The following is a 21,270-nucleotide window of genomic DNA, read 5'->3' as shown; positions in this document are numbered from 1 at the left end:
GCCGTTTGAATTCAGGCCTTTTAGTTGCCATCGGCGCATATAGACACCAGAGAAGCAAGCTCCTCCTCAAGTTGCGGAGCAAAATACCTAAAAGAAACTTGTGCTCCAATCGGTATCGACTCAATCATATTCGCAGCATTATCTGAAACACGGTACGATGCAGTTTCACCTGTCTTTAATTCCTCTATTGAGCAGACAGCGTCTTCAGCATCAATCGACCTAAGCATGCCTTTACCTTGCAACATCACATCGGCATGCCCACCAGCTATTTCCAATGAATCTGAGTTTGTCACAGACATTTCTCCGGAATCTCCGCGCGGCATCTCTTCTTTTGTTGAACAGCTCACCAATAAAGCCATCAACACCAAAGACAGGACTAAACGAATCGTCCTACTTCGAAAAAGTCGTTCCATAAGTCCACGCATAATAACTCTGATCATACTTCAGGAAGGATAAGGATGAATTCCAGCCGTCCGCTATGCCAATCATCTGCCTTGTCTCTCCAGTTTTCTTACCAGTAAGTGTGGCGTAAGCCTCCGCTGTTACAGAATGGGCTGATCCGTTGTACAAACTCGCATGTAAAACATTCGGTCTATTAGAGTTAATCTCATTTTGAATGTTCACGATAGCCGGGGAGGAGACAGTGCGAGCGATAAGATTACTCCCTCTGCTTGCGCAGTAATTTGTAAACCCCGTTGCACAGGTTGAAATCGGCGTTCCGCCCAAAACAACACCGGGAACAGTCTGTTCTTCATCGGAAAGAGCATGGGTATTGGTGTAATTCCATATCTGCATATATTGCGGAGGGTCGCTATATAAATTGGCAATGCCATACAGTTCCGCAACGTTCGAAAAAGCCGTCACCATACAAGCATAGTGGGCGGTAAGCCTCTTAATCTCGCTTTCATCATATGACATAAACTGAGAAATGGAACGAAATCCAGATACTGTGTAATCCTGCATTTGAGTTGCGTAAATTACAACATCGTTCCAGCTTGAAGGTTTATTCGATAAAACGACAGGCCGTCCTTCTATGGAAACAGCCGGGATTGTTCTTCCGCAATTTGTTGTTATTGAACCGTCCAAAGATTGCACGCCGAATTCGAATGGATTGATCATTACGACTGGGTTATTGAAAGAATAAGGCTCGACACCAAGATCTCCTCCCCGATCCATAGGGCTGACTAAGCCGTCTCCAAAACGATATCCCGTAAGTATTTCATCATCTGAAGCATCTAAAACCAAATAGCCCGCGGCTCTATTGGATGTCACAACCGGAACAATGTAACCAAGCGGGGACCCATCAACGTCTACAAAAGGAATAGGGTCAGAAGGCGTATACGAAGAGCCGAGGAGTCCCTTTATATATTTATCGGCAAGCTCTTGCGCAATTTCAGAAGTAAATTGTATCTGCTCACCATCAATATTGCCCGTCGAAGCAAAAACCTCTTTCGGACGTGCGGCTAAGGCGACAATTGAAGACGCGACAAGTTGCAGAAAACGACGACGCGAAAGCATATGTTCTTCTTTCTAGAGGAGCGACTTATAAGATACTCCTATTCTATAACCTTTTTTGTAACGTTACAGCACTGGTTATATTTCAATTCGATTCGCTTATGTCCTTGTAACCCAATACATCTTTACGTTTTAAACGGAATTAGAAAATCACTCATAGCAAAAACGTGCTTTAATCCCAAAGAGATGACTTTGATTATGAATCAAACCAGCAGCCAGGGCATAGCTGCAGTGCAATTGCTACAAGAAAGGCCGCCCTTGCTGGCGGCCTTTCTACTTGCTACTAGTCGCGCGTCAGCTTACGGTGGATACGATGCGGCTGGGCTGCGTCCTCACCCAGGCGCTCGATACGGTTGGCCTGATAGGCCTCAAAGTTGCCCTCGAACCAATACCAGTTGCCCGGATTCTCGTCGGTGCCCTCCCACGCCAGGATGTGCGTGGCGACGCGGTCCAGGAACATACGATCGTGGCTAATGACCACCGAGCAGCCCGGGAACTCGAGCAGCGCCGCCTCGAGCGAGGACAGTGTCTCGACGTCGAGGTCGTTCGTGGGCTCGTCGAGGAGCAGCAGGTTGCCGCCTTGCTTGAGCGTGAGCGCCAGGTTCAGACGGTTGCGCTCGCCGCCGGAGAGCACGCCAGCGCGCTTCTGCTGGTCCTGGCCCTTAAAGCCAAAGCTCGCCACATAAGCGCGGCTCGGAACCTCGGTCTCGCCGACCATCATGTGGTCCAGGCCGTCCGAGACGACCTCCCACAGGTTCTTATCAGGATCGATGCCGGAACGGTTCTGGTCGACGTAAGAAATCTTGACGGTCTCGCCCACCTCGAGCTCGCCCGAAGTCAGCGGCTCCAGGCCCACGATGGTCTTGAACAGCGTGGTCTTGCCCACACCGTTGGGGCCGATGACGCCCACGATGCCGTTACGCGGCAGGGTGAACGAAAGGTCATCGATGAGCACGCGGCCATCGAACTCCTTGTGCAGATGATGGGCCTCGAGAACCTTGTTGCCCAGACGCGGGCCGACGGGAATGCGGATATCGGTCCAGTCGAGCTTCTGGCTTGCGCGGGCCTCGGCCTCCATCTCCTCGTAGCGAGCCAGACGGGCCTTGTTCTTTGCCTGGCGAGCCTTGGGCGAGCTGCGTACCCACTCGAGCTCGGCCTCCATGCGCTTGGCGAGCTTGGCGTCGCGGCTACCCTGCGCCTCGATACGCGCGGCCTTGGTCTCCAGATACGTGGAGTAGTTGCCCTTGTAGGGATAGAGGTGACCGCGGTCGACCTCGCAGATCCACTCGGCAACGTTATCCAGGAAGTAGCGATCGTGTGTGACGGCAAGCACCGCGCCCTGGTAGTTGTGCAGGAAGTGCTCGAGCCACAGGATCGACTCGGCGTCCAGGTGGTTCGTAGGCTCGTCGAGCAGCAGCAGGTCGGGAGCCTCGAGCAGCAGCTTGCACAGGGCCACGCGGCGGCGCTCGCCGCCAGAGAGCACGTTGACCGGCATGTCGGAATCGGGCAGCTGCAGGGCGTCCATGGCCTGGCCGAGCTTGGAATCGATATCCCAGCCGTCGGCGGCGTCGATCTCGTCCTGGAGCTTGCCCATCTCGGCCATGAGGGCGTCCATGTCGCAATCCGGGTCGCACATCTCCTCGCCGATCTTATTGAAGCGATCGACCTTGGCAATCATGTCGCCAAATGCCATGCGCACGTTCTCGATGACGGTCTTGTCGTCGTCGAGCGGCGGCTCCTGTTGCAGGATGCCCACGGTGTAGCCGGGGGTGAGCCTGGCATCACCGTTGGAGACCTCCTCGATGCCGGCCATGATCTTGAGCAGGGTCGACTTGCCCATGCCGTTGGGACCCACAACGCCGATCTTGGCACCGGGGTAGAAGCTCAGGGTCACGTCGTCAAGGATTACCTTGTCGCCATGGGCCTTACGAGCCTGATACATCTGGTAGATGAACTCTGCCATTTGCCTGTTTTATCCTTTCTACCTGCTGTTTCTCTATTCTTGATTCGCTTTAGTGGAAACGAAATGAGGAAACCAGCTCTGAAACTTAACGAAAAAAGGGGCATGGTTGCCCATACCCCCTAATACTACCTGGGAAAAATCCCCCAGAACATACCATGAACTGCGTACGCTAGTTTTCCGCAACCTTAACGAGCGGCTCGCTGCGATTTGCGCCACAGCAGATACGAGTAGACGTAGACGGCTCCGACCGAACCAAACGCCAGAACCGCAATCACCGCGGCGACGACTTCACTCGAAAGCACCGCACCCGCCACGCCCATCACAATCAGGCCAACACCCAGCACCATAAAGCAGGCACCGCCAAAGCGCTGCGTACGGCGCCAGTTCTCGGGATCGGCAAGTGCCCAGGGCGTCTTGATACCGAGCGTATAGTTCTGCTTCACACGCGGCAAGTAGTTGCCTACGCCGATGAACAGCAAACCGATAGCACCGGAAATCAGCACGTTGACCGAACCGACCGCCGGCACCACGCCCCAGACCGTAAGCTCACCCAACCAGCTTATGGCGCACATGAACAAGGTGAAGGCGATTACGAAGCCCTGATAGAACTTGCCCGAGGTTCGATATGCCTCACCTTTGGGATCGATGCGCGGCACCACGCAGAACATTGCGAGAAGCGCCAGCGGCAACGCGCCGAGCGCCGATGCCATCCAGCTAGGACCCCAACCGTCGACGGCGCCGCTCGCTCCCCAGTGCGTGGGGATCTGCGCCGGCAAGCTCGGCATCACCATGAGGTGCGCTACGACATTGGCGACGCACAGAGCGACCAGCGCAATCCACACGCGCGACGATACCCCCGTGGGGTGAATGCCCTTGTTTTCGTTATTCATCCTTATCACCTTCCGTGTTTGTAAAGCCCATAAACCAGCCAATTAAATCCTGCATGACGGTGGTGTTTAAGCTGTATACGATGTTTTGGCCATGGCGCTCGTCGGTCACCAACCCGGCGTTTTTGAGCGTCGCCAAGTGATGGCTCAGCGACGGCTTACTGATATCGAAATGCTCGGCAAGCTCCCCCGCCGTGCAATTGCCCTCGCGTAGCAACTCCAAAATGCGCCGTCGCGTTGGATCGGCAAGCGCCTTAAAACCCTCTCCCGGCATAGGACCTCCTCTCATCATCTCTCATGACGTGCACACTATACTCTATATTTAGATGTTTGTCTAATTATCTAATCTTACACTCAAAAAATAGCCGCCCCCGCGTAATGCGAAGACGGCCACTTCTCACGCTACAAACGTGTTTTGGAGTTGGCTAACCCGCGGCAACGGGCGCCATCTGCTTCAATCTTATGCGAATCCCGATCCCATTTCAACAAACCCCAAGGGTTCAAATGGAATCGTAATAATACCTATAATGGCGATAGCTAAAACACGATTCGCTTCCCCATCGGAGGATGTCTATGGCCGAAACCACAGCCGCAACTCTCATCGAGACACGCGACACCAAGCTCGAGATCATCATGGGCCGCGAGGCACTTAATAAACTCGCCAACGCCACGGTGCTGGTACTCGGCTGCGGAGGCGTGGGCTCTAACTGCTGCGAGGCACTTGCCCGCGGCGGCATTGGTCATTTCGTCATTCTGGACAAGGACATCATCGCGCCCAGCAATATCAATCGCCAGGCCATCGCCTTTCACAGCACCGTCGGCAAGCGCAAGGTAGACGTGATGGAAGCCATGATTCGCGATATCAATCCCGCCGCAACCGTTATCAAGCGAACTGAATACTTGCTGAGCGACAACATCGACAAGTTCTTTGCGAGCGTTTTGGAGCAGACGGACGGCAAGCTCGACTACGTCGTCGACGCCATCGACACCATCTCGGCCAAGCTCACCATTGCCAAATATGCTCAGGACCACGACATTCGTTTGGTTAGCTCCATGGGCGGGGCCAACAAGCTCCATCCCGAGTGCCTCCGCTTTGCCGACATCTTCGATACGGTACGTGACCCCATGAGCCGCATTATGCGCAAAGAATGCAAGAAGCGCGGAATCAAGAGCCTGCATGTACTGTTTAGCTGCGAGGAATCGGTTAAGACACAGCCCCGCGATCCTTCCAACATCCACGAGCGCACCGAGCTGGGAACCGCCAGCTTTATGCCGCCCATCATGGGTCAGATGATCGCCGGCGAGGTTATCCGCCAGATCAGCGGTCGCGGCATCGAGCGCGTGCGCGCCGATGGCCAGCGCCTAGACTAGCGGAGCGCACCGAGATGGAGCCCCGGTTATTTGATGCACACTGCCATCTTGATTTAATGGCCCACCCGGACGCCGTTGCCGATGAGGCAACGGCGCTGGGCTTGGGTCTATTTGATTGCGACGTCGATCCACGCGACTTTTCGGCCGCAAACGAGCGCGCTCGTCGCCACCCGGGCATCATCGCCGGCGTTGGGCTTCACCCCTGGTGGCTCGCCGACGGCCGCTGCGGTCCTGCCGAAGTCGATCTGCTTTGCGAAGTTGCTGCCCAAGAGCGCTACATCGGCGAGGTGGGACTCGACTTTTCCGCACGCTTTGCAGGAAGCGAGCCGCTACAAATACAGGCGCTTGACCGGCTCTGCGATGCGCTCGTGCAGCATCCTCTTGTCGGGCGTGTGATATCAATTCACGCCGTTCGTTCGGCAGGAGCCGTACTGGACGTCCTCGAATCGCATGGACTACTCATCCCAAACTCCGACTCCCCCGCTATCATCTTCCACTGGTTTAGCGGCACTTCGGACGAACTCGCCCGCGCGCGTAATGCGGGCTGTAGTTTTTCCGTCAACGAACGCATGCTTGCGTCTAAACGTGGACGCGAATATGCCCGACAGATTCCACTCGACCGTCTACTGCTCGAGACCGATGCGCCAGCCGAGCCAAACACAGAAACAAGCGCACAGTCGCTCATCAGATCGCTCACAAGGACCTCGATGCGCATTGCCTCACTCAAAAACTGTGACGCTAAGCACATTGAGTCGGCAGTTTTAGCAAATGCGCGCTCTGTATTTGACCTTCGCTAACCCCTGTGGGCAAAAAATGCCAAATATGAGTACTGCTACCGGAATGGATACATTACTTTTAACTTCCCAACCGCCAGAATAATCCTCGATTGTCCGCTAATTAAAGCTTTTACAGTCATTCATCCTGCGTTTTCGCAAATCTTAAACCCCTCCAGACGCTCAAATCACATCTGAAGGGGTTGATTTTGCTGCGACTAAATTAGTCACAGTACTCATATTTGGCATTTTTTGCACACCGAGTCCCGGGGAGGCACCCGCACCTCCCCGGGACCGCTCGGCTATTCGACGATTGGTGCTCCGTGGCCCCAAGAACCTTCCATGCCGCACACGGTCGAAGCAAACCCAGCAGCAAAGTCGAGCGCGCGCTCGATGGCCTCGGCGCCATCCTCACCACGCTTGACGGAATCGAGATAGCACATCAAAAACGAGGTGAGGAACGAGTCGTCCGCCCCCATGGTGTCCTTCATGTCCGTCACCGGTTTAGCCAGCTGGCGGTAATAACGCTCGCCGTCGTAAGCAATGCAGCCCTCGGCGCCCGCCGTAGCCGACACAAAACGCGGACCCAGACCCTTCACCCATGCCAGACGCTCGCGAATCTCGTCCTCGCTCGCGGCATCCGCCGCACTAAAGAAAGCGAAATCGACGTAGGGCGCAATCTGCTCGTAGTACTCGTCGGTGGAGTCGTCCGAAAAGTCAAAAGAGACCGTGACGCCCGCAGCCTTCAACTTGGGCAGCTCGCGCTCGGTAAAGCAGTAGTTGCCCGAATGAACCACATCGAACTGCTTCATGTACGCAAGGTCAAAGCGATCAAGGACATAGCGCACATCGCCACGGATACCGCCCTCGTTGGAGCCAAGGAAGACACGGTCACCGTCAACGACGGTCACGCGAGCCGCCCCGTTCTCGCCAATCATCTGCTCGCACTTGTCAAGCTCGATACCCTCATCCTCGAGGCTTGCAATGACATGCTCGGCAGCGGCGTCATTGCCAAAAATGCCCATGTATGCAGAGCGTGCGGCACCGCATTTCTTGGCATAAACGGCGAAGTTCACCGCATTGCCGCCGGGATACATGGTGTGGATATGCTCGTAGCGATCGACGACGTTGTCGCCAAATCCGAGCGCGTTAACGTTAAATGCCATGGCCTTTGCCCCTTCTAGTACTCGACAACACCCATATAGCGGCGGAAATCGGGATCGTGATCAAACACCTTGCCGCGTGCGGCGCGCAGCTCGCAGTTCATGGCGTAGAACAGCACCGGGTCCAGATAGGCACGGACGCTCGCCGGCACGGCTTCCATACCGTACTCCTTGGCATCAAGCACCATCAGCGTATCGGTATGCGTCTTAAGGAACGCCAGGGCGCGCTCGTCCATAGCACGGCACTCGCTGGAGCCCATCTGCAGGAAGTAAAAAACGCCATCCTGAGTAGCCTCGAAGGGGCCGTGGAAGTACTCGGCAGAGTGGATGTAGCTGCAGTGCTGCCACTGCATCTCCATAAGAGAGCAGATAGCGAAACCGTAGGTCTGGCTAAAGTTGGGACCGCTGCCCAGAATGTAGAAGAACTCGTGCTCCTGGCAAAGCTTGGCAAAACGATCGCCCAGCTCGGCATTTACCTTCTCGCGTGCCGGAGGAAGAATCTTATCCATCTCAGCAATACCGGCATACATATCGGCAAGATCGGCGTAGCCCTCCTGCTGATCGAGCAGCTCGGCCGCAAGCGACAGCGAAATGCCAGCGGGGACCTCGGCCTGCGGCACGCCCTCGCCCCACGGGTAGACCCACGTGGTCCACTTGCCGGAGTCAATCTTGGATCCAGCGTTGTCGGTCTGGGCGATCACCGTAGCGCCGGCAGCAAGGGCAATCTCACAGCCCTCGACGACCTCGGGGGTGTTGCCACTGTGGCTACAAGCGATGACCAGGGACTTCTCGCCCAGACGACGCGGACGCATGATATCGAACTCGCGAGCCGTATAGATATACGAAGTGAAGGTGGTTGCCTCGCGCTGCAGAAGCTCATGGGCCGGGATCAAATCGATCATGGAGCCACCGCAAGCAATCCAGTAGACGCTGTCGAACTTGCCCTTCTCGGCAATTGCCTCTTTGATCAGATCGTGTGCGTTCATATCCAGTTCCTTTCTTATTTGGCCCGCAATCAATGACGTTGGTTGCGTGGCCGATGGTTGTTTTAGTCAATCAGATATTTCTCGAATGCGGCCATGTTCTTGGCATCTGCCGCCGCCGGGTCATCGTAGTAACGACCGTCCGTGATTTCCTGGCCCAGCATGCCGTCGAAACCATGGGCGTTGAGTGTGGCGACGAAGGCGTCCATATCGTGCTTGCCATCGCCCCACACCAGATGACCATACGGATCACCGTCGATAAAGTGCATCTCGTGAATTGCCCCATCACCAAAGGCGACAAACCAGTCCTCGAGCGTCTCGCCTGCAACGCCCATCGCGGTTGTATCAACCATGGGCTGTAAGTACGGGCTCGCGACCTCGTCAATCATGCGCTTCGCATCGGAAACCGTCGTCACAAGGTTGCTCTCCTCGGGACGCAGGCTTTCCATCGTAAGCACCAAACCGTGCTCGCCGGCATACTCCGCCAGAATGGACAAGTGCTCGCGGCTGCGCTTCCAAGCTTCCTCGCGGTCCTCGTCCCAGTCGCCCCAGCCCGAGTTGACGGACATACGGTCGCACCCAAGTACCTCGGCAAGCTCAATGCCGTGCTTAAAGTACGCCAGGCTGCGCTGCTCATGCAGCGGTTTGCGTGCGCAATACTGCCAAGGATAGACAACATTCTCGGGGCACAGAGTACGATACCTAAGCCCACGGTCTGCAGCCTTTTTCGCCAGGACCTCAGCCTCAAAGTAGCCCGTGTGGTCGAGCGTCACATGCGGCTCTGCACACCACAGCTCAATGGACTCAAAGCCCAAGCGCTGCTGCACATCAAGGAAGTAATCGAGCGACCACATGATGTAGTGGATATTCATGCCCGCAATCTGCTCGCGGTGCAGCGTCGGTTTGGATTCAGACATCTTATGCCTCCTTATTTCGATCGAACACGATTTGTCCATCCGACATCGTCATATCAACCGCAAGATCGCGTGCGTCGCGATAATCGAGGTCAAACACATCCCGATCGAGCACGCAGATATCGGCAAGCTTGCCAACCTCAAGCGTACCCAGCTCGTCTTCGCGCATCAGATCGTACGCGCCCCCGGCAGTCCAAGCCCGCAAGAGCTCGACAAGCGTCAGCGTGTTGACCTCATTCACGGGCAGTCCGTCGGCGAAGAATCCGCCGCACGCGCTGTAGATTGACTCGCCCAGGCTCGGAATCAGCAGCGGCAAATCCGTTCCACAGCACACTGTGCATCCGGAATCTTCCATGCCGCGGCGATTCCAGCTGTGTAAAAGTCGCGTCTCGCCAATTTGTCGACGCATCATCGACAGGCAATCCTCGCGCCGGTCCAGCGTCAGAATCTGCGGATAGACCTCGCAAATTCCACCTAACTTGCCAAACTCGACAAGATCGGTCGGGTCAGAGTTCTCGAGATCGGTAATCGCATGGCGGCGAAGCATCCGTCCATGCTCGTCTCGAGGCAGCGAGGCATAGAGCGCCACGGTGCGACGAACGGCGCCATCGCCCTGGCAATGCAAGGAATATCGGAAGCCGTCAGCATCAATTGCACGCAGCTCGCTCTCAATCAGATCCCACTCTGGCTCCTCGACGACCGTCTTGCCGGCAGCGCCCGCATCGGCCGAGTCCTCATAGGGGTCTATCATCTCTGCAAGCCCCGCCCATACGCCGCGATCGGTCATACGGTTGAAGCCAGAAAAACGAACGAACGGTCCCCGGAAGCGCTCTCGTGCCTCGCGGGCATATGCCAGATTTGCACCGGCGCCCACCGGCTGCGACATCATAGAGACGCGAACCGTCAGCTCACCAGATTCCTCACGGCGAGCCATTTCGTCGGCAAAGCCATAGTAGTCATCAAACGCCATTTCCTTGATGGCGGTAACGCCACGCTCGTTAAGCATGCTCATGTAGTCCGAATACCCGGCACGCACCTCGGTCAGCGCAAGGAAATCACTCATCATGCGCCAGATCTTCTCGGCATAGCACGCCTGGGGTGTAAAGCCGTATCGCGCACTGGCGGCAGCATTGAGAACGCAGGTCTCCGCACCCGGTGTAAAGCAGACGACAGGGATATCGCCAAAACAATCGTCAAACACAGCTGCCGTATTTGCGTTCTCGGCATCCGATGCCAACGTTTCGGGTAGGTTGTGGCCAAAAGCCGCCGCGCAATCCGGATGATCTTCTTTCCATGCACGCAAGAGCGACACAGCCTCTTTGGCATCAGCGATGCCGGACAGATCAGACCCCAACGTCCGCAGCGCCCAACCTGTATAGAAGGTATGCACATCGATCAGGCCAGGCATGACAGTGCGGTCGCCCAGGTCAACTACATCGTCCGCCTGGGTCAAATACGAAGTTACCTCACACTTGGTGCCAACAGCCTCAATTCGATTGCCACGGACCGCTACGAAACCTTCAAACGGCAGGTCCCCCGTACCGGTAAAGACGCTCTTAGACGTCAGGACCGTCAAACGATCAGACATCACAACCACCTACACCGGAAGCATGCCAGAGATTGCCGTTACGATCAGGCCAAAGACGACCATGAAAATGAAGAACTTCCAAATGGTCTTCCACCATTGGCCAAACGAAATCCTAGCCACGGCAAGACCGGCGACCGTCATGCCCGCCACGGGGCTGATGGTGTTGATGGTCTGGTTGGCAAACTGGAGCGCGGTGACGGCCGCCTCGGGATTGAGGCCCATGAGCTCGGTCAGGGGGCCCATAACGGGCATGGTGAGAGCCGCCAGGCCAGAACTCGAGGGAACCAGCAAAGAGAGCAGACCAAGGACGACATACATAAACGTGGTGTAGACGGCGGCGGGTGCACCGGCGAGCGCGGTAGCGAGCGCCTGGAGGATGGTGTCGATGATCATGCCGCCCTCGGCGATGACCAGAATACCGCGAGCGATACCGATAACGACGGCAGCGTACGCAAAGTCGGCGAGACCCTTAACGAACTCCTCTGCGATCGTCTGCTGGTCAAGGCCGCCCAGGATACCGGCAAGCAAGCCCATGCCAAGGAACACGGCGGAAATCTGATTCATGTACCAGCCCTGGGTAACAAGACCCCAGACGATAATGCCCATACCGCAAGCAAAATCGATAAGCACGAGCTTCTGACGGATAGTGAACTCTTCCTCGATGGAGGCATCGGTCACGGAAAATTCAATACGCTTGAGCTTATCGTCCTCGTACACAATGGACGACTCGGGGTTTTTCTTGACGCGCATGGCGTAGCGCATGGCCCATGCGATACCGACGGCAGTGAAGATGACCCAAGAAACGGCACGCAGCCACAGTTGCGGATTACCCTCGATGCCAATGATGCCTTGGGCGATCAAAACATTAAACGGGTCGATGGTCGAAGCACAATATCCCAGGTTAGGACCAAGGAAGCAGATGATGAATGCCGTCATCGAGTCATAACCGATACCCATCATGATGGGAATGAAGATGGCATAGAACGGCAGGGCTTCCTCAGACATACCAAACGTAGTGCCACAAATGGACAGCAACGTCATCGTGATGGGAATGATGAGGATGTCCTTGTTCTTGAGCTTTTTAATCACACGGCTCATGCCGGCATTCAAAGCGTTGGTCTTGGTGATGATCGCGAACGATCCGCCAATCAATAAGACGAACGCAACGACGTCGGCAGCCTCTTGGATACCCTTGGTGGGCGCTTGCAGAACCGCGAAGATATCCTGACCCAGATTGATGGTCTCGCCGGTCTCGGAATCGGTGTAGTTCTTATCGACCTGCTCATAGGTTCCAGCAACGGCGACTTCACGCTCGCCCGCCGCTGTCGAAATCGTCTTGCGCTGATACTGACCAGAGGGAACGATCCAAGTCAGGACCGCAAAGACAACTATCAGCAAGAACATGATCGTATAGACATGCGGTAATTTGAACTTAAAACGTCTGTTTGTCTTCTTCGCCTTCGTATCTGACATAGATACCTCCAAAGAACTCGAGACTGCATCGCATCTCGCTTCAACGTTTGCACAATGCAAACGTTCTATGACGTCCCATAGATTACCACAGCTTTTCCTTCATCAAGATAATTTCAAACTGATTGCCGCAACGCGGTTGAACGGTTGCGTTTGCGCCGTGAACGGTATGGAAACGCCCGGTGAGATGATCCACCGGGCGCTTCCATTCGCAATGTCCTAGATGTCAAAAACGTAGCGAGACCCAACGATCCGCTGACGACCGATGATAAACGGCCGCCGCTGCTCATCGAAAAAGAAGGCTTCCATATAAAACAAGGGTTCGCCAACGGGAACTGCCAACAGCCGAGCGACCTCGGGCGACGCGCACGCGATCTCGAGCGTGCACGGGTCGGTAAACGCGGGCGTGCGGCCCGTTCGGTTGCGCACGAACTCAAAAATGGATTGGTTAGATAGAGGTGCCGTTGATAGATAGGCGTTGTCCTCGTAAACGTATATGTTGTTCTCGAGCATGACGGGGACTCCATCGGCAGTACGTACACGCTCAACGCAAATCAAATCAGTTCCAACGGGAACACCAAAGAACTGCGCTTCGGTAGAATCTGCCGGCAGTATCTTTCTCGAAATGACGCACGCCCCCGGCTCCATTCCGTTAACGCGGCATGCGTCCGAAAAACTCTGGACGTCATCCTTCTGGCGAATCTTGCGCTTAAGCTTGGGGGCATTGACAAACGTGCCTTTCCCCTGCCGCTTCGTTAGATAGCCCTGCTGGACGAGCTCCTCAATAGCGCGTCGCACGGTAACGCGGCCAACTTTATAGCTCTCAGCCAATTCGAATTCGTTGGGTATCCGCGCGCCCGCCTTGTAGGCACCGGAGTTGATTTCGTTTTTAATGATATCAATAACCTGTTGGTACAGCGGTATCGCTGCTTTACCATCAGTTAGCCCTTCAGTCGGTGGCATATACCCTCTCCCAGCACAATTAAGTCTAAAACGGGCTTAAGGGCATTCAGCAAGTCCTTAAGCCCGCATTAGCATAAAGTATGCTTGCTGCCGCACCAAAATGTCGGGTATTTACTCATCAGACCCGAAAAACGCGCAACTACCGCGCTCCTAAGAAAGCGTGAGCAGCTCCGGCAGCTGGTCGATAATCTTGTCCGCGGCATCCTGGCTAAAGCCAAAGCGTTCCTCGCGCTTGGCAATGACTGTCAGGCCGGCTCGCTTGCCAGCGGTGATGCCGGGCACCGAATCCTCAACGCAGCAGCAGCGATTCGCGGGCAGCCCCAGCAGATCCAGCGCATGCAGGTAGATGTCGGGCTCGGGCTTGCTCTCCTTAAACTGCTCGCCGCTCACCACATACTCAAAGGCATCCGACAGCCCGCATGCGTTGAGCACTTCCTCGATGCTATCCATGGGAGACGAGCTGGCAAGCGCAACGCGAACGCCGCGGCGCGGCAGCTCTCGAATCGTATCCACGGCGCCCGGGTTGATCAAAGCCTGATAGTCGCGCGGACGCTTATGCGCCCACTCGTCCCAACGGGCCAACGCTTCCTCGCCAGTGAAATGCCCCTTACCGGCACGCTCAAACCAATCGACCAGCATATGCAGGAAGAACTGATGCGAGGTACCGACCTGGCCGTTCAACTCCTCTTGAGTCAGATTAAGCCCAAGCTCCTTGGCAAACGCGGCAGTCTCGCCCAGGTAGTAATACTCGGTGTCGACAATGACGCCGTCCATGTCAAAGATAACGGCGTCGAACGGAAATGCGGACACGGCACCCTCCCTAACAAAAGGGCGCCCGCAAGCGGACGCCCGAACCATGCACTATCGGCGATTCTAACCCAGTAGCTGGTCAAGTGCCACCGCGATACCGTCTTCGTTGTTGTTGGCGGTCACCATCTGGGCCACGGCCTTGACTTCATCGACAGCGTTACCCATGGCGACGCCGGTACCAGCCCACTCGATCATGGACTTGTCGTTCTGGCCGTCGCCAAACGATACGACCTCGCTGGCATCGATGCCGAGCTTGGGCAGGGCACCCTCGAGCGCGCGGGCCTTGTCAATACCGGGCGCCGTGTACTCAAAGTACCAGTCGGCCGTAAACATGCCCGAAAGCGTCTGCTTAAAGGGCGCATACATCTCCTCGTAATGTGCCTGCAGGTAGGCCGGATCGCCCGCCGTCAGCAGCTTGTCCACGGGATAAGCATCCGCCACCTCATGAAGGCTCTCGACTTCGCGAATCTTAAGGTCGCAGGCATCGCGCTCGTATTTGACGATATTCTTCTGCGAGCCGTCCGGCAGTGTAATCATGCAGCGATACGAGTCCTCTACATGCAGGTCGCGCCCGAGCGAGATCATGGGGATCACATCATAGTTTTGCAGGTGATCAATCAGACGGTGCAGCTCGTCAGCCGGCATGGCCTGGTCAAAAAGGACCTCATCGGTCTGAGCGTCGACCACATGCGCGCCATTAAAGGCAACCAGCAGACCGTCATGGTTTTGAAGGTCGAGCTCCTGCGCCAGAGCATGTAGTCCCCATGCGGGACGGCCCGAAGCCAAAATGAGCTTAATGCCCGACTCCTGCGCCGCGAGCAGCTTTTCGCGCGTGCGCGGGCTAATCACTTTCTGGTCGTTGGTGAGCGTACCGTCAATATCCATCGCGATGGCTTTAATTGCCATATGTGCCTCCTTGCATCGTTTTTATCGCGCACTATCTTATCCGAGCCGGGGCACGTTCGCACAGCGCGCGTATGACGGTTGCAAAACCACCCCATTTGAAACAAAGGCAAAAAAGTACTTGCAAAGACGCGTTCCGACATATAAGTTGATAAAAGACCGCCGTTGCGGTTTTAAGTAGATCGAGCATATGAAGTTTGAGTTTTAGCGTGTAAGAGAAGGAAGATCGGCAAAGTACAACCCCAAACGCAATGACAACTTAATGAGGTAACTGCCACATGTGAGGCACCCAGGGCATTGCTGTCTCGATTTTGAGCACGATGCCTTCCGCCTTGCATGGGCCGTTCCATCCCGCCCCTGCAGCAACTGCCTCACGGGCTCATTGAAAACCGCATAGCACCCCAACGTCAGCACATCACCCACGGCAAGCGCATCACTCACGACAACCAGCACATCAACAAACAGCACGAACATCAACCGTTTGGAGAAGCTATGACAAACCACCACGCTGAAGACGGCGATAAGAAAAGCATTCTGGATGCCCGCATTGAGCGAGCATATGCAAACGAATATGACGCCGCCTTTGCCGCCGCGACCATCAAGAACTACGCGTCGCTACCGCTCGCGACGATCTTGGCCGACCACCCTCAACTGCTGAAGCGCTGCACAAAGATCATGGGCGACCCCGACATTCGCAAGCTGACAGACCCCTATGCCCCAAAACGCGACAACGATTCGTACGTTCTTACCGTAGGCTGCCTAGCCCATATGCTTACGGCGCTCGACACGAAACTCAAGCTCGAATGGAAACCCGACGAGCGTCATGAACTCGAAAGCAAGCGGAACACCCTGCGCACCGCACTGTTCCTTCCGTTGGACGGCCTCAAGCGCTGCAACGTCGAGCTCAATACACAGGCGCGGCAAAAGCCCGGGACCACGGGGCAGAAAACTCCAAGACCCCATGTGGCCATCGTCGACCGTAACCGATATAACCGCATGACCGCGCACTTTTCCGCCGAGGGAGCAGCCATAAGGACGCTGATCGACCTGCTGTGCCTCCTGAGCATCAACGAGCTATTTGAGGGCTATCTCGCTCTTGTTCCCGCGACGGCACCCAAGTCGGTAGCAAAGATCATCGAGACCTGCAGACGCCAGTTTGAGCGCCATCGCAATGGCAGCGAGATGAACGCCAGCATCGCGCAGTACTACGCGGCTCATTACAAAAATGACGGATGTGCCCCTGTCGAGCATCAGCTGCGGCTCGCCTACACCACGCCCGCCGCAACGCTCCATCGCTTTGGAGCCCTTGGCGCTTGCGAGCCGCACGAACAGGCAGCCTGCCCCACAACCGAGCTCGATCTCAGGCTCGGACGAACCCTGTAGCCCGCCAGCCCCTCCACGGGCAACAATCCTATTCCACAACACAACCAACAGAAAGGAGTCCTCATGGACACCAATCATTCCCCCATCATCAGCCCCCTCACCATGCGTGAATCCGCCCGAGGTATCACGCTCACCAGCATTTACGATGAGATGCTCGCCCGTCGCGAGCTCTCCGTCATGGGAAACATCGAAACCCCGATGGCCCACGACCTATGTCAGCAGATCCGCCTGCTCGATGCCACCGACCCCAGCCGCCCCATCACCATATTTGTCGCCAGCGCCGGCGGAAGCGTGCGATCGGGTCTTGCGATCTATGACGCCATGCGCCTCGCATCGTGCCCCATCCGCACCGTCTGCCTGGAATTCGCCGCGTCCATGGGCGCCGTGATCTTTATGGGCGGCGACGATCGCCGTATGGCGCCCCATGCAGAGCTCATGATTCACGACCCGCTGATCCCCCAGGGGGCAGGCGGCTCGGCACTTGCGCTGCAGGAAACCAGCCGGCGTCTCATGCAGACCCGCAAGACCCTCACGCAAATCCTCTCGGACCGCAGCGGCCTCACGCCCAAGCGCATCCAGTCCCTCACTGCAAAAGACACCTACCTTTCGGCCGAGCGCGCCGTCGAGCTCGGCTTTGCCCACGAAATCCTCTCGACCACCAAGGAGGTCGCCCATGTCTAACCTCGCCAGCCGCCTCGCCGCATCTGAGTCCGCATCGTCCACCATCCTCGCCAAGGATCGAACGCTTTCCTGCGACACCCGCCAAACGGGACTCAACAACAACGCACTTGTGATCGGCCCCTCGGGAGCCGGCAAGACGCGAAACGTCCTCAAGCCCAACCTGCTGCAAATGAACGCAAGCTACATCGTGCTCGACACCAAAGGCACGCTCTGTCGCGAAGTGGGACCCGTGCTGGCAGCCCACGGTTACCGCGTGCAATGTCTCAACTTCGCCGACCTCAACACCGTCCCGGCCCTTGCGCCCGGCATCGAGCGCTGCGGCTACAACCCCCTGAGGCACATTCGCCGCAAGGTGGACGGCAGGCCCAACCAGCAGGACATCCTCTCGGTAGCAAAGGCCATCTGCCCCATCGAGGACAACAACCAGCCTTTTTGGGATCATGCAGCGGCAAACCTGCTGTCGTGTCTTATCGCCTACGTCACCGAACAGCTACCCGCCGACGAGCAGACGATCAGCTCGGTCATCAAGCTGATCGAGCACCTGCAGGACGGTGCCACGAGTCGATTGTTTGACGACCTGATCACGATCGACCCCCAAAGCTATGCCCTCTCGCTATGGCGGCGCTACGCCATTACGCAAAATGCCGAGCGCATGCACGCGAGCATCGTCGGCATCCTTGCCGAAAAGGTCATGTGTCTGGGATTCGACGGTGCGGCACAGCTCTATCGTGAGTGCCATCAGGTGGACTTCGCTTCCATGGGACACACCCCCTGCGCCCTGTTTGTAACCGTGAGCGATATTGACCGCAATCTCGATCCGCTGACCGGCCTCTTTATTTCGCAGGCGTTTATGGGCCTCATTCGTGAGGCCGATAGGCAGCCCGACGGCAGCCTGCCCATGCCCGTGCGCTTTATGCTCGATGACTTCGCAAATCTGCAGATCCCCCAGATCGACAACGTGCTCTCGATTATCCGAAGCCGCAACATCTGGGCAACGCTGCTGCTGCAGTCGACCAACCAGCTCGATGCGCTCTATGGCGAGGCACGCGCACGCTCCATCATGGGCAACTGCGACACGCATCTGGTGCTGGCGTTCCAGGATCCCGAGAGTGCCCGGGTGTTTTCCGACCGCGCCGACGCGCTGCCCAGCACACTCATGGCGACGCCGATTGATTGCTCGTGGCTCTTTGTACGCGGTCGCACTCCCGAACAGGTCGAGCGCTTTAGGCTCGAAGACCATCCGCTCTACGGGGAGCTGCCCGAGGCGCAGCGAGGCCATGCGGAGGCCAAGATCTAAGCGCAGGGTTCTCGCAGCGCGCGGCGCCCCGGCGATGTTCCACAAAGGCCGTGCGCCCCGGGACCACGGCAAAGCAAAGGGGCCCGCATCCGATAGGATACGGGCCCCTGACTATAAGGCACGATGCGTTAACAGCAGCGACTACTTACGGTGAGCGCGGTAGAACTCGATGAGCGCCTGAGTCGAAGCGTCCTGCTCGGCCTTGGCGGCGTCGTCGTGGAAGGCAGGGGTAATCTGCTTGGCAAGCTGCTTGCCCAGCTCGACGCCCCACTGGTCGTAGGAGTCGATGCCCCAGACCGTGCCCTCGACAAATACGATGTGCTCGTACAGGGCGATGAGCTCGCCGAGCGCAAACGGGGTCAGCGTGTCGCCAAAGATCGAGGTCGTCGGACGGTTACCCTCAAAGCAGCGGGCCGGGACGATCTGCTCGGGCGTGCCCTCGGCACGAACCTCGTCGGCCGTCTTACCAAAGGCGAGCGCCTTGGTCTGGGCCAGGAAGTTGCCCAGGAACAGCTCGTGGACATCCTGGCCGCTGTCGGTCGCAGGGTTGGCAGTGTTGGCGAAAGCGATAAAGTCGGCCGGGACCACCACAGTGCCCTGGTGCAGCAGCTGATAGAAGGCATGCTGGCCGTTGGTGCCGGGCTCGCCCCAGAAGATCTCACCGGTATCGGAGGTCACAGCGCTGCCGTCCCAGCGGACGTGCTTGCCGTTGGACTCCATGGTGAGCTGCTGCAGGTAGGCCGGGAAGCGGTGCAGATACTGGCAGTACGGAAGCACGGCGTGGCTCTTGGAACCGAAGAAGTTGACGTACCAGACATTGAGCAGGCCCATCAGCGCGACGGCGTTGTTCTCGAGCGGGGTGTTGCAGAAGTACTCGTCGATGGCGTGGAAGCCTTCGAGGAACTGCCGGAAGCGCTCGGGGCCGAGCACGACGATCAGCGACAGGCCCACGGCGGAGTCAACGGAATAGCGGCCGCCAACCCAGTTCCAGAAACCGAAGGCGTTGGCGGGGTCGATACCGAAGGCCTCGACCTTCTCGAGTGCGGTGGAAACGGCGACGAAGTGCTTTGCCACGGCCTCGGCGTTCTGCTCATCGGAGCCGTCGATGGCGCCCTGAGCCTTGAGCTGCTCGAGCATCCAGGTCTTGACCTCGCGGGCGTTGGTGAGGGTCTCGAGCGTGGTGAAGGTCTTGGAGACGATGATTACGAGCGTGGTCTCGGGATCCAGGCCCTTGAGCTTCTCGGCCTGGTCGTTGGGGTCGATGTTGGAGATGTAGCGGCAGTCGATACCGGCGTCGGCATAGGGGCGCAGAGCCTCGTAGGCCATGACCGGGCCCAGGTCGGAGCCGCCGATGCCGATGGACACCAGATGCTCGATCTTCTTGCCGGTAACGCCCTTCCACTCACCGGAGCGCACGCGCTCGGCGAAGGCATACATGCGGTCGAGGACCTCGTGCACGTCGGCGACGACGTCCTGGCCGTCGACGATGAGCTGGCCCTTCTCGCTTGCCGGGCGGCGCAGCGCGGTGTGCAGGACAGCGCGGTCCTCGGTAGTGTTGATGTGCTCGCCAGAGAACATGGCGTCGCGGCGCTCCTCGAGCTTCACCTCGCGGGCAAGATCGCACAGCAGCTTGACGGTCTCATCGGTCACCAGGTTCTTCGACAGATCGAAGTGCAGGTCACCGGCGTCAAAGCTCAGCTTGTTCACGCGGTCGGCGTCAGCAGCGAACCAGGCCTTGAGGTCGATACCTTCGGCCTCGAGCTTCTCCTGATGAGCCTCGAGCGCCTTCCAAGCGGCAGTCGACGTAGCATCGATAGGTGCGGCAACAGTTGCCATAGAGTCCTCCTCAGCATACGGGCGCACGCCTCCATGCGCCCGGACATTCAGATGCCACTATTCTAGCGCAGGTCAAGACTACAATCAGCGAGCGTTGCCAATCGGCCCCCAAACGGCAACCGATTAAAAAGGGACAGGCTTATTTTGGCAGGTCAAACGCTTTACCAACCAAAAACAACCCGTCCTTTTATGGCAAATATTAGGCCGCGGCGCAGATGCTACCGAGCAACTCACGCAGAGGAGACCCGATGCCCTCCAGCAGTTCGGGCGCGATAATGGCAAAAACGGGAACCTCACCGATGCCCACGACAGCAGGCGCCTTGCCCTCCGAGACAATGCATCCATAAGGGACAAAACCGTCTTCGCCGGCATCGAGCGCCGCCATGCGACGCGCGAGCTCGCGCGCAAAGCCAGCAGTATCGGCATCGCCAATCGCCAGGACAAAGTCCACGCCTTCGTCGGTCGCCAGGGCCACGGCTTCGTCGATCAGCTCGTCTCCCCCGTCGCCCTCAAACGAGCCGCAGCGAAAAAGCACGCGCTCGAGCAGGGCTCGATCAAGCGAGCCAAGTGCCGCCGAGACAAGCTCATCGCGCGTATGCTTGTCACCGCCCAACACGACCAGCGCCTTGGTGCCACCGTAGTGAGCGACCAATCGTCCGCACCAGCGAGCCACGTCTCCATCCGCAACAAGGCGCGTCGGCATACCAAACCCATAATTGACCATCTTTCCCACAACCCTTCCGTGCGCATAGGCGGTATCAATCGTTAGG

The 21,270-nt window shown here is 57.2% G+C and carries 20 protein-coding genes; 5 read left to right on the top strand and 15 right to left on the bottom strand.

All coding sequences use genetic code 11. The annotated features are described in order from the left end of the window. Positions 1 to 20: 20 nt before the first annotated feature. The 5 genes from I4W09_RS05745 to I4W09_RS05725 form a co-directional block, all read right to left on the bottom strand. On the bottom strand, positions 21 to 359 hold the full coding sequence (locus I4W09_RS05745) for a hypothetical protein (protein ID WP_196032689.1): 339 nt from the start codon (positions 357 to 359) through the stop codon (positions 21 to 23). A gap of 31 nt (positions 360 to 390) precedes the next feature. Then, entirely contained in the window at positions 391 to 1,518 is a 1,128-nt protein-coding gene (locus I4W09_RS05740; protein ID WP_196032686.1) for a hypothetical protein, read from the bottom strand. Positions 1,519 to 1,798: 280 nt separating this feature from the next. Continuing rightward, entirely contained in the window at positions 1,799 to 3,478 is a 1,680-nt protein-coding gene (gene ettA, locus I4W09_RS05735) for an energy-dependent translational throttle protein EttA (RefSeq protein WP_196032683.1), read from the bottom strand. A gap of 185 nt (positions 3,479 to 3,663) precedes the next feature. Next, positions 3,664 to 4,368, bottom strand: a complete 705-nt coding sequence (locus I4W09_RS05730; protein ID WP_196032680.1) for an SdpI family protein — start codon at positions 4,366 to 4,368, stop codon at positions 3,664 to 3,666. Next, positions 4,361 to 4,639, bottom strand: a complete 279-nt coding sequence (locus I4W09_RS05725) for an autorepressor SdpR family transcription factor (RefSeq protein ID WP_022094448.1) — start codon at positions 4,637 to 4,639, stop codon at positions 4,361 to 4,363. The genes I4W09_RS05730 and I4W09_RS05725 overlap by 8 nt, the downstream gene beginning before the upstream one ends. A 299-nt stretch (positions 4,640 to 4,938) precedes the next feature. Between I4W09_RS05725 and I4W09_RS05720 the strand changes: the two genes are divergently transcribed. Both I4W09_RS05720 and I4W09_RS05715 read left to right on the top strand, forming a co-directional pair. Then, positions 4,939 to 5,736 carry a tRNA threonylcarbamoyladenosine dehydratase gene (locus I4W09_RS05720; RefSeq protein ID WP_196032677.1) on the top strand — a complete coding sequence of 266 codons (798 nt, stop codon included), beginning with the start codon at positions 4,939 to 4,941 and terminating at the stop codon, positions 5,734 to 5,736. Positions 5,737 to 5,750: 14 nt separating this feature from the next. Next, the gene (locus tag I4W09_RS05715) at positions 5,751 to 6,533 is read left to right on the top strand and encodes a TatD family hydrolase (RefSeq protein ID WP_230318698.1); all 783 of its coding nucleotides are present in this window, start codon (positions 5,751 to 5,753) and stop codon (positions 6,531 to 6,533) included. Positions 6,534 to 6,811: 278 nt separating this feature from the next. Here I4W09_RS05715 and I4W09_RS05710 read toward each other — a convergent pair whose 3' ends face one another. From I4W09_RS05710 to I4W09_RS05675, 8 genes are all read right to left on the bottom strand, one after another. Next, complete coding sequence (locus I4W09_RS05710) at positions 6,812 to 7,675, bottom strand: PfkB family carbohydrate kinase (RefSeq protein WP_196032671.1); 864 nt, start codon at positions 7,673 to 7,675, stop codon at positions 6,812 to 6,814. A 14-nt stretch (positions 7,676 to 7,689) separates the two neighbouring features. Continuing rightward, entirely contained in the window at positions 7,690 to 8,658 is a 969-nt protein-coding gene (locus I4W09_RS05705) for an SIS domain-containing protein (protein WP_022094440.1), read from the bottom strand. 62 nt (positions 8,659 to 8,720) lie between these two features. Beyond that, positions 8,721 to 9,572, bottom strand: a complete 852-nt coding sequence (locus I4W09_RS05700) for a sugar phosphate isomerase/epimerase family protein (RefSeq protein ID WP_196032668.1) — start codon at positions 9,570 to 9,572, stop codon at positions 8,721 to 8,723. A 1-nt stretch (position 9,573) separates the two neighbouring features. Next, positions 9,574 to 11,157 carry an amidohydrolase gene (locus I4W09_RS05695; RefSeq protein ID WP_196032665.1) on the bottom strand — a complete coding sequence of 528 codons (1,584 nt, stop codon included), beginning with the start codon at positions 11,155 to 11,157 and terminating at the stop codon, positions 9,574 to 9,576. 9 nt (positions 11,158 to 11,166) lie between these two features. Continuing rightward, complete coding sequence (locus tag I4W09_RS05690; RefSeq protein ID WP_196032662.1) at positions 11,167 to 12,630, bottom strand: YfcC family protein; 1,464 nt, start codon at positions 12,628 to 12,630, stop codon at positions 11,167 to 11,169. Between the two features lie 216 nt (positions 12,631 to 12,846). After that, positions 12,847 to 13,590 carry a GntR family transcriptional regulator gene (locus I4W09_RS05685; protein ID WP_035138851.1) on the bottom strand — a complete coding sequence of 248 codons (744 nt, stop codon included), beginning with the start codon at positions 13,588 to 13,590 and terminating at the stop codon, positions 12,847 to 12,849. A 150-nt stretch (positions 13,591 to 13,740) separates the two neighbouring features. Continuing rightward, on the bottom strand, positions 13,741 to 14,400 hold the full coding sequence (locus I4W09_RS05680; protein ID WP_328291069.1) for an HAD family hydrolase: 660 nt from the start codon (positions 14,398 to 14,400) through the stop codon (positions 13,741 to 13,743). A 63-nt stretch (positions 14,401 to 14,463) separates the two neighbouring features. Then, positions 14,464 to 15,306, bottom strand: coding sequence for a Cof-type HAD-IIB family hydrolase (locus I4W09_RS05675; protein WP_196032656.1), 843 nt, complete (start codon positions 15,304 to 15,306; stop codon positions 14,464 to 14,466). A 489-nt stretch (positions 15,307 to 15,795) separates the two neighbouring features. Here I4W09_RS05675 and I4W09_RS05670 point away from each other — a divergent pair, with 489 nt between their 5' ends. From I4W09_RS05670 to I4W09_RS05660, 3 genes are all read left to right on the top strand, one after another. After that, positions 15,796 to 16,686, top strand: a complete 891-nt coding sequence (locus I4W09_RS05670; RefSeq protein ID WP_196032653.1) for a hypothetical protein — start codon at positions 15,796 to 15,798, stop codon at positions 16,684 to 16,686. A 63-nt stretch (positions 16,687 to 16,749) separates the two neighbouring features. Continuing rightward, the gene (locus tag I4W09_RS05665) at positions 16,750 to 17,367 is read left to right on the top strand and encodes an ATP-dependent Clp protease proteolytic subunit (protein ID WP_022094432.1); all 618 of its coding nucleotides are present in this window, start codon (positions 16,750 to 16,752) and stop codon (positions 17,365 to 17,367) included. Further along, positions 17,360 to 18,664 (top strand): VirD4-like conjugal transfer protein, CD1115 family, encoded by a 1,305-nt coding sequence (locus I4W09_RS05660; protein ID WP_196032650.1) that lies wholly within the window; start codon positions 17,360 to 17,362, stop codon positions 18,662 to 18,664. The genes I4W09_RS05665 and I4W09_RS05660 overlap by 8 nt, the downstream gene beginning before the upstream one ends. A 141-nt stretch (positions 18,665 to 18,805) precedes the next feature. On the opposite strand, the gene pgi is transcribed toward I4W09_RS05660, so the two are convergent. Further along, the gene (pgi, locus tag I4W09_RS05655; protein ID WP_196032647.1) at positions 18,806 to 20,500 is read right to left on the bottom strand and encodes a glucose-6-phosphate isomerase; all 1,695 of its coding nucleotides are present in this window, start codon (positions 20,498 to 20,500) and stop codon (positions 18,806 to 18,808) included. 199 nt (positions 20,501 to 20,699) lie between these two features. Then, a complete protein-coding gene (locus I4W09_RS05650; protein WP_217107727.1) occupies positions 20,700 to 21,203 on the bottom strand; it encodes an iron-containing alcohol dehydrogenase in 504 nt (167 codons plus the stop codon). Between the last annotated feature and the right edge of the window lie 67 nt (positions 21,204 to 21,270).

This window comes from Collinsella aerofaciens (assembly GCF_015670795.1).
In the GTDB taxonomy this organism is placed as follows: domain Bacteria; phylum Actinomycetota; class Coriobacteriia; order Coriobacteriales; family Coriobacteriaceae; genus Collinsella; species Collinsella aerofaciens_Q.
The sequence above is the reverse complement of the archived record's forward strand: the minus strand, read 5'-3'. Positions and strand labels throughout refer to the sequence as shown.